8 protein-coding genes are annotated in these 9,825 nt (G+C 38.6%); 5 read left to right on the forward strand and 3 right to left on the reverse strand.

Going from position 1 to position 9,825, the window contains the following annotated elements:
- Positions 1 to 380 precede the first annotated feature (380 nt).
- The 3 genes from M1381_00825 to M1381_00835 form a co-directional block, all read right to left on the reverse strand.
- Entirely contained in the window at positions 381 to 854 is a 474-nt protein-coding gene (locus M1381_00825) for an FkbM family methyltransferase (protein MCL4477633.1), read from the reverse strand.
- Between the two features lie 64 nt (positions 855 to 918).
- Positions 919 to 2,022, reverse strand: a complete 1,104-nt coding sequence (locus tag M1381_00830; protein ID MCL4477634.1) for a glycosyltransferase — start codon at positions 2,020 to 2,022, stop codon at positions 919 to 921.
- Positions 2,023 to 2,159: 137 nt separating this feature from the next.
- A complete protein-coding gene (locus tag M1381_00835) occupies positions 2,160 to 3,425 on the reverse strand; it encodes a glycosyltransferase (protein ID MCL4477635.1) in 1,266 nt (421 codons plus the stop codon).
- Between the two features lie 393 nt (positions 3,426 to 3,818).
- On the opposite strand from M1381_00835, the gene M1381_00840 reads away from it, so the two are divergent.
- The 5 genes from M1381_00840 to M1381_00860 all read left to right on the forward strand — a co-directional run bounded on the left by M1381_00840 (position 3,819) and on the right by M1381_00860 (position 9,779).
- Complete coding sequence (locus tag M1381_00840; GenBank protein ID MCL4477636.1) at positions 3,819 to 4,322, forward strand: acyltransferase; 504 nt, start codon at positions 3,819 to 3,821, stop codon at positions 4,320 to 4,322.
- 41 nt (positions 4,323 to 4,363) lie between these two features.
- Complete coding sequence (locus tag M1381_00845; protein ID MCL4477637.1) at positions 4,364 to 5,179, forward strand: class I SAM-dependent methyltransferase; 816 nt, start codon at positions 4,364 to 4,366, stop codon at positions 5,177 to 5,179.
- A gap of 25 nt (positions 5,180 to 5,204) precedes the next feature.
- Positions 5,205 to 6,032 (forward strand): class I SAM-dependent methyltransferase, encoded by an 828-nt coding sequence (locus M1381_00850; protein MCL4477638.1) that lies wholly within the window; start codon positions 5,205 to 5,207, stop codon positions 6,030 to 6,032.
- 6 nt (positions 6,033 to 6,038) lie between these two features.
- A complete protein-coding gene (gene asnB, locus M1381_00855; protein MCL4477639.1) occupies positions 6,039 to 8,006 on the forward strand; it encodes an asparagine synthase (glutamine-hydrolyzing) in 1,968 nt (655 codons plus the stop codon).
- A gap of 231 nt (positions 8,007 to 8,237) precedes the next feature.
- Positions 8,238 to 9,779: an oligosaccharide flippase family protein gene (locus tag M1381_00860; GenBank protein MCL4477640.1), complete on the forward strand. Its 1,542-nt coding sequence runs from the start codon at positions 8,238 to 8,240 to the stop codon at positions 9,777 to 9,779.
- The last annotated feature ends 46 nt before the right edge of the window (positions 9,780 to 9,825 follow it).

Raw genomic sequence — 9,825 nt, forward strand, 5'->3', positions numbered from 1 at the left:
GGCGCAGAATTGATTTTATGAAGTCATATTTTAAGAGGGAGGTGAATTTGAGCGATTTACCGGCAAAGGACACAGGAAATAGGACGGAAGCTACTATGACAATTTCAACTAAAAACTTGACATGCTCGAATTATCAATTTGTAAATTTCCTCCATTATCTGCTCTCAAAATAACGCAATTAGCGATAACTGCGTTCTTTAGTACCATTTTTGAATTATCAGTACTTATAATCTGACAATTTCTACCAATCTTTGTGCCAAAATTGATGGACAACGTCGGATATTTTATTTTGAGATGTAACACTCTCATTATAGACACAAACCTTGAAACAAAGTCAAAAGACTTTCTATATACTTTCCTAAAAGGAATAAGAAAAAATGTTATTTTGGTATTCGACATATTATATCAAAATGAACATTCTTGAAATTATAATCTTTTGTAATCTCTTGGCCTGTATCTGCTTTAATTATGAAGTAGCCAAAAGTACTGATAAATTCTATCAGTTCCTTTACCGAGATGCCCTGTCTCTGTAAGTGGTTATCATCAACTTCAATAAATAATTTTGGTTTATATTTTTTAATTGATTCTTTAGCTCCATTCAAAACATTAAACTCGTATCCTTCAACATCTATTTTTATAAGATCAATTTTGGATATTTGATTCTCCATCACAAAACTGTCAAGCATGTTCATAGCAACTTTAGTTCCTCCATCGGATGAATTTATTGATGTTAGATAAGCTCCTCCCATATTTCTACCGTAGGGAACAATTAAGATTTTTTCTTTTGATTCGTTTCCAAGCGCCATATTGAACACTTTAATATTAGAAAAATCATTCAGACTAATATTTTTCATACATTTATTGTAGGTAATTGGATTAGGTTCAAAACCAAAAACATTCAACTTCAGACCTTAAAAATTAATGTAAAATGACGGTATCAAGATATGCTTTTACTATTTTATCTTGCTCGAAATCCATTACTCTTGAACTTAATCGTGAAGCATAATCAGCTCTCAGTTGATCATTGCTTAACATTGTTACCATTGCATCAGCAAATATTGATTCTTCTCTTGTTATAGATTCATTTACGTTATATCTTCTCGTATCCATAACGGGGACAAGTAGACCATATTGTGCATATTCCATATTCCTCGTTTCAAAAAATGGATCCGTATTTGGTGCGAGTATTTCTCTAGGACCGGACCTACAATCAGTTGAAATAACAGGCGTTCCACATATCATTGCCTCTACCAGTACATTTGGAAAACCTTCCCATAAAGATGACAATACAAATATTTTTGCTTTGGATACGAACTTGAAAGGATTCTTCTGGAAACCAAGGAAATGAATATCTTTCTCAAATCCTGTATCTTTTGAGAGTTGCTTCAAATATCCTTCCAAATTACCTTGGCCAATTATTACAAGTTTTGCGTCTTTTATTGTCTCTTTAATTTTTACAAATGAGCGTATAAGATGCCACTGTGCTTTTGGTGTAAAAAGATTACCTACATTTATAACAACGGATACTTTAAATATTTCATTATATTCCGGATCAAGTGGTTCCTGCGATAAAGTCTTTATTGTTTTTATATCATAGAGATTATATATAACCTTTATTTTATCTGCAGAAATATTAAAATTCTTTATAAGATCACTTTTTATCCCATTAGAATTACAGATTATAGTATTTGAGAAATTAAGAGATCTGTGAAGCAAATATTTTATTCTTGGCAGGACTCCATTCCGATTATAAGCTTTGCTCAAGACCGTTCGCACATTTGTAATTGTATAATGAGGATAGACGATCTTTAACATTATATTTATAATATTAGCCCGCTGGAGAAAACTTACTATTATTTTGATTCTGTGTTTTTTTAAATATTTTAAAAGTCTGTATACCTGCATTGGCATATAGAGATATTTCATTCGACGAAAATTATTCTTACCATGCCACGACGACAATGTATGAATTATAATTGTATCAGGAATATCGTACATGGTTCCGTGTTCTAATTTAAGCAAATGTACTTCTAACCCGTATTTTCCAAGCTCATGACTAATTAATTATGAGCGCACTCCGTTCAGCCCCGCCTCCAAGAAGCGACGGCAACACTATTGCTATCTTCTCTCTATCATGAGATTGATTATTCATCCTTGATTTATGCTTCCTTCATTATGGTTTCTATAACTTCATCCCATTGCTTTGCGATGCTCTCTATTTTAAAGTCTAAAATTCTTTTTTTTGCAAGCCCTATATATTTTTTTTTAAATTTTTCATCTTTTAATGATTGTATGATTACCCCAGCCCATGTTTCTTCTTCCGGCGTGAAGCGGCTATCAATGATGTTTATCTTATTATCACATACAGGCATCAGAACGCCATAGAGCGCATATTCCGGTTTATTGGTTTGATACAAAGGCTCCGTATCAGGAGCCAGGATTTCCCGTGGCCCTGATATACAATCCGAAGAGATGATGGGACTGCCGCATGCCATTGCCTCGACCAGCACATTCGGAAAACCCTCCCATAATGAAGGAAATGCCAATACATATGCCTTTGCCATAAACATAAACGGGTTCTTCTGAAATCCGGGGAAGTAAATATCATAACTATCTGAAGGCTCTCCACCTGTCCAGGTACTCCAGACCTTTAAACCAAGGGCATGGGAGAGATCAAGAAGATTATCCTTTAATTCTCCATCTCCTACAAACATCAGTTTCGCATCAGGTATCGTATCTTTTACTTTTTTAAAAGCCTTTATCAGATGCCATTGCCCCTTTGCTTTTGTCAACCTTCCTACATTGATGATCACGGGTTTTTTAAAGATTCCATCGAATTTACCGGTGCTTTCCTTTGAGAGTGCTTCTACGGATAGGGTGTCGACTGGATTATAAATGACCCTTACCTTTTTCTTTTGTACGTTGAAATCCTTCATTAAACTATCGGCGATAACTGCAGACACACAGACTATCATATTTGCTCTTTTATATAGCTGTCTCATAAGAAGCTTATAAACGAGCGCATCTAAATTCCTTGTTCCCTTACTCACGGCTTTGAAAGAACGTGTGCTGATAATGGTCTTGTCCTTACCGGCTGTCAGGATGTTGACAACGTTTGCGCTTTCCATAACGCTGATAGAAACATCGATATTTTCTTCTTTTTTTACTTTTTTAATCCTTGATTTCCTGGAAATCAATTTATAGAACTTATCAATGATGTTGGATGCCGGAGGGCTATCGATGGTTATCAGCTTTCCACCGTAAGGGTAAACGATCCGGTTTTCATACAGTATGTTTACAATATCCCCTTTGTTACTTAAGGAAAGACTCAGGTTCGAAGCAAACCTTTCAGCCCCACCTCCTGCGAAAGTAGGAATTATAATGGCTATTTTTTTGTGCTTTTTCAATTCTTGATTATTTAACATTTTAAATCTATACTATAAATATTATTGTATCTGAGAATACTTTCACAGTAAATGTCAAATCCTATCTATGTTTATTACAATTGACTAAACCACGTACATTATTATAAGTTTGTTGATGGAGTCATAGTATATTGATTAACTATAATAATCAAAGGAAAAATATCCCGCGTTATGAGGGATGTCATGGTTGTAATAAAGTAACAATTGCCGGTTATGATGGCAGAGCATTTTTTTTAATTAAAACAAACAGATAGGAACCATTTGTTAAGACTCATCAAAAAAATTTATTATAAATTACTCCAAAAACCTGCCCCCAGGGTATTGATTTCTATTTACCTTTCCTTGCGATGGAGAGCTCGCGTTTCTCTAAAAGCCGACATAAGATACCCATTTATGTTAAAAATCGGTAAACACGGAAGAATAGAAAATTGTAAAATCGTATGTTCCGGTAAAATAGTACTTGGAAAATTCGTACAAATACTCGACGGTGCAATTTTAGATGCGAGTATGGGTAACATAATTATAGGAGATGAGACTACGATTAATCCTTATTGCGTTTTATACGGAGCTGGAGGATTGACAATCGGTAAAAACGTGGGAGTTGCGACACATACGGTAATTATTCCATCGAATCACGGCTATTTGGATTTAGATACCCCTATGATGAAACAACCGATTGAGAAAAAAGGAATCCATATTGAAGATAATGTATGGATCGGATCTCACAGTGTTATACTCGACGGCGTAACAATCGCCTCCGGTGCTATCGTAGCCGCCGGTGCGGTGGTCAACCGTAAGGTTGCCCGTGAGGATATCGTTGCCGGTATACCAGCCAAAACGGTAAACAACAGACGTTCAAAAGTAACACAGACTAAACATCAAGAGCTAAAAAGTTAAACATGCAGGGAAATCGAGTTTAGAACTAAAGAAATCATAAAATGCATAAAACAAATAAAGAATACTGGGATAATGTATGGATCGGAAGTAAAATATCGATTATACCATCTAAAAAGAGTACTTTACTGGATTATAAAAACAAACGATTTCATGAATTCTTTTGTAAAACATTTGCCAACATCAAAACCCAGGGGATGGCATTACTCGAAATAGGCTGTGCCAGATCTGTATGGTTACCCTATTTTTCCAATGAATTCGGATTCGAAGTGAGCGGCATAGATTATTCTGAGATAGGTTGTCAACAGGCTTCGGAAATATTATCCAAAGAAGGAGTAAAAGGTAACATTGTATGTGCCGACTTCTTTAATCCGCCAGCATCAATGATAGGAGCTTTCGATGTGGTGGTTTCGTTTGGTGTTGCAGAGCATTTTCAGAATACGCCAATGTGTATTGCTGCATTCGCTAAATTTTTAAAGCCCGGAGGATTACTGTTGACCATTATCCCTAATATTACAGGCTTGATTGGACGAATCCAGAAGCTGATCAACCGTCCCATATTTGACATACATATGCCTTTGGATAAGCCCTCATTGTTGCACGCTCACAAAATATCTGGATTTGAAATATTGGATTGTGATTATTTTATGCCTTTTAATTTTGGTATCTGCAATCTGAACGGGATATCCCCAGGATCTTTGTCCTGGTTTATAAAAAAGATTATTTTAAAACTATTAACAGGATGTTCGTTGATACTATGGTTCATTGAAGATAAGATATGGCGGTTTACTCCGGATAAATTTATAGGTTCATACGTAAATTGCATTGCCCGCAAAATAACCGTTAATAGACAAAAATGAAATTATTTCGGTATAGGAGATTTAAATGGACAAGCTAAATAAGAATATTAAAGAAAAAGGTTTTAACTTCGGCAAGAACTGGGGCCTTTTTCTTAAGGTTCTTAATGAAGACCGCATTGTAGAAGCAGAAAAATCATTAAAACAAATGCTTGAAGCAGATAAATTGAATAACAAAAGTTTTCTCGATGTCGGGTCTGGCAGTGGCCTTTTCAGTCTTGCAGCCCGAAGATTAGGTGCCAAAGTCCATTCATTCGATTTTAACCAAGCATCTGTCGCATGCACAACTGAGCTCAAAAACCGGTATTTCCCGAATGACCGGGACTGGGAAATTGGGAAAGGTTCTATCCTTGATACAGATTATATTAAATCATTGGGCAAATTTGATATTGTTTATTCATGGGGCGTTTTACATCACACGGGGAATATGTGGCAAGCATTAGAAAATGTTCAATTACCGGTAACATCATCAGGCAAACTTTTCTTAGCAATTTATAATGATCAGGGCAATACAAGCCGCCATTGGCTGATAATAAAGAAGATCTATAATCGATTACCGGGAACAACAGCTAAATTACTGGTAGTATACCCCGTATTTATTCGTCTTTGGGGTCCTACTATGCTGAAAGATATGTTGAAAGGAAAACCATTTTATTCATGGAGTAGTTATAAGAAAAATCGGGGGATGTCTCCCTGGCGGGATGTAGTCGACTGGGTTGGAGGGTATCCATTTGAGGTCGCCAGACCTGAGGAGATTTTTGAATTCTACAAGGAGAAAGGTTTTCTGCTTACTAAATTAAAAACATGCGGTGGCGGGCTTGGAAATAATGAATTTGTATTCCGTAAAACGGAATAATAATATATGTGCGGTATAACAGGTTTCATTGATATATCCCGCCAGGCAAAAAACGATGAACTCTATGCCAGGGTTACCCGCATGGCTGACACTTTGCGTCATCGTGGGCCCGATGATAACGGTGTATGGGTAGAGGCCGAAACGGGCATTGCACTTGGTCATCGCCGTTTATCAATTATAGATCTATCTCCCGAAGGACATCAGCCAATGTCATCTGCGTGCAGCCGCTACGTAATCACTTATAACGGGGAGATTTATAATTATCAGCAAATCCGCAAGGAATTAGAGGCTTCAGGCATGCATACTGCGTGGCGCGGCCATTCAGATACCGAGGTGATGCTTGAAGCAATAAGACAATGGGGTCTGGAGGCGGCGATAAAACGTTTTAATGGCATGTTTGCCTTTGCCCTATGGGATAGGAAAGAACGGACTCTGTACTTAGTACGCGACAGGTTTGGTGAAAAACCTCTCTACTATGGCTGGATGACAAAGACTTTTTTATTCGGATCTGAGTTAAAAGCACTCCGTGCACATCCGGATTTTAAAGGTGAGATAGACCGGGATGCTCTTGCACTGTATCTCCGTCATAATTATATACCTGCGCCATACTCCATCTATAGAAACATATACAAATTAGCTCCCGGCACTATACTGACGTTAAATACTTTAAAAAAAGAAACTGCTCCGGAAATAACCCCTTATTGGTTGATGAGAGATGTAGCTGAATACGGCGTAAATAACCCGTTTCAAAGTTCCGACGAAGAAGCCATGTTACAACTGGACATACTTTTGCGCGAAGCTGTCAAAATGCGCATGGAGGCTGATGTGCCTCTTGGTGCTTTTTTATCGGGCGGGATTGATTCTTCCCTCATTGTGTCTCTTATGCAGGCACAGAACAGCAAGCCCGTTAAGACCTTTTCTATAGGCTTTCATGAAGAAACCCACAATGAGGCACCTTACGCAAAAGCAGTAGCGAAACACCTAGGCACGGAGCACACTGAACTTTATATTACAACCGGTGAAGCAATGGCAGTTATTCCTCGGTTACCAGCTGTTTATGACGAACCCTTCTCTGATTCATCCCAGATTCCAACGCTGCTGGTAGCCGGGCTTGCAAGGAAATTTGTTACAGTCAGCCTTTCGGGAGATGGAGGCGACGAAATCTTTGGAGGATATAACCGTTATCATATAGTACGAAACGTTCTAAAAAGGATGAGATGGATACCGAAAGGCTTCAGAAAATCTACCGCCAGCATAATTACTTTATTATCACCTTCTGCGTGGGAATCCATTTTCAAAAAACTGTACCCTGTAGTTCCCGAAAGATTCAAACTGCTGAACCCTGGAGAAAAAATATATAAACTCGCACAAATATTATTTATGGAGCATCCTGAAGAAATATATGTTTCGTTGATTTCGCACTTTAAAGATCCGACTTCAATAGTACTGAATTCCCATGAACCTCCTACTGCATTGACAGATCAGGCTCAATGGACCAAGATACCCGACTTCACGCAAAGAATGATGTATTTTGATACGATAACTTATCTCCCCGGCGACATTTTAGCGAAAGTGGATCGTGCAAGTATGTCGGTATCCTTAGAATCACGCATTCCAATGCTGGATCATCGTTTAGCAGAATTTGTATGGCAAATCCCTCTTTCAATGAAAATACGGGGCAGCAGTACAAAATGGCTATCGCGGCAGCTATTGTATAATTATGTACCCCGAAAATTGATCGAACGTCCTAAAATGGGTTTTGCTATACCATTTGGTGGCTGGCTGCGCACCGGAATGCGTGATTGGACAGAAAACTTATTGGATGAAAAACGCTTGCAACGTGATGGCTTCTTCGATTCCCGGCCAATTCGTAAAATGTGGCTTGAGCATCTTTCGGGCAAATACAATTGGCAGTATCACTTATGGGATATCTTGATGTTCCAGGCATGGCTGGATGAAAACAATACCCTGTAGAGCGACTTTCATCCGCAATCAAATTGCGAATGAATACTGATCCAATAATTACTCTTCTTCCCCTCTTCTAAAGGGGAAATCTTCAGACCATCAACTGCGCAAGAAGGGATAGGGGAGATTTACAGATGTTCTGCAAATTATCTTTATATTCTGCATACAACTTACAGGGTAATAATCAATTACCTTTTTATTTGCTTCACAATCTGTTTTATTTGTTATAAAAAAGCAAGCATGTCATTATCGAAAACACTGATTAAAAATGCGCTTAGTAATTATACTGGATTTGCAGTAACTGCAATCATCGGTCTATTCATATCACCGATTGTCATCCATCATCTTGGGAACGTTGCCTTCGGATTGTGGGCGCTTTTTCAGTCATTCTTCGGCTATTTCGGCCTGCTGGATCTCGGGCTTGGTGTGTCCGTGATTAAATACATCTCTGAATTCAAGGCAAAGCGCGAGCAGGACAATATAAATATCTTCGGTTCGACAATACTTTTTACCTACATCGTGCTCGGCATTATCGGCTTGCTGGTTGCATTCGGTCTTGCCCCCTTTATTACAAAGATTTTTACGATACCTGCCGGTTACAGGCATATTGCGTTTTATGGTATGCTGATAGGTGGCTTGAATGTTGCTGTTATATTCCCTATGAGTCTTCAAATCAATAGCCTTGCCGGACATCAAAGGTACGACCTGACCAACGGCATTGCCATAACACGGCAGCTTATCTATGCAATGTCCGTTATTCTTTTGCTCAAGCACGGTTTTGGCTTGCTTGAGTTGTTCTTGCTTAATTTTATACTTTCTATATTGACGTTCCTTATAAGCTACTCATTTGTCGTGTTAAAATATAAGCTTATTCACTTTCATCTCAAACTTTACCGGTTCAGTATGTTAAAAACAGCATATCATTACAGCATCTTTGCCTTTTTAAACAGTCTTGCCGGACAGGGACTGCTCAATATCGGAAGTATGATCATCGGCACTGTGCTCAGTGTCGAATTTGTTACCTATTATGCACTGGCAAATAAAATATCCGGGATTATGCTTCAGACTGTCAGCTCAATAGTTGGCATAAGCCTGCCTTTGTTCTCTGCACTATGGGCTGTGCATGATATGGAGAAGATCAGGTTTACCTATTCAGAGATCACAAAAGCGGTTACCCTCATATCCCTGCCTATTTCAATGGTTGTTATTCTCTTCAGCGATCCTATCATGGAGATTTGGGTCGGGAATGGGTATCATCTTGCAGCACTTTCCCTTATCTTTTTAACAATTGTCATGTTTATTCATAATATATTTGGTTTTATTACCGGCATATTTTTATTCGGTATTGGAAAGCCGAAACCCTTATCCATAGCAAACGCCCTTGCCGCAGTTACAAATGTATTATTGGCTGTCCTGCTTACACGGTGGATCGAAAAGGATTATGGTGCAGGCTTCGGTGTGCTGGGTATACCGATTGCACTGGGATTGACCATGAATGCTGCTGACCTCTTTTTCCTGCCCTGGTATGTGAACAGGATCATCGGACTGCCGCACAGGGAATATATCAAGATCTTTATCAAGCCGTTCCTCTTCATAATCCCCGCGACCATCCTTGCACTGCTGATACGGCATTACTATATACCGCATAAGCTGTTCGTGTTTATCCTTGAGAGTGCGGTTATCGGTCTTTTCTACTGGGGACTTTACTACCTGTTCGGCCTGACAAAGGACGAGAAGGTCCGGTATTTAGGATATGTGAGGCAGTTTGTGGGGAGAAGTTAGGGGATCTGGACGAACCCCCTGTGTCCCTCTGGGAGTTGGGGGAATA

It is taken from the genome of Deltaproteobacteria bacterium (assembly GCA_023382265.1).
GTDB lineage: Bacteria > JAMCPX01 > JAMCPX01 > JAMCPX01 > JAMCPX01 > JAMCPX01.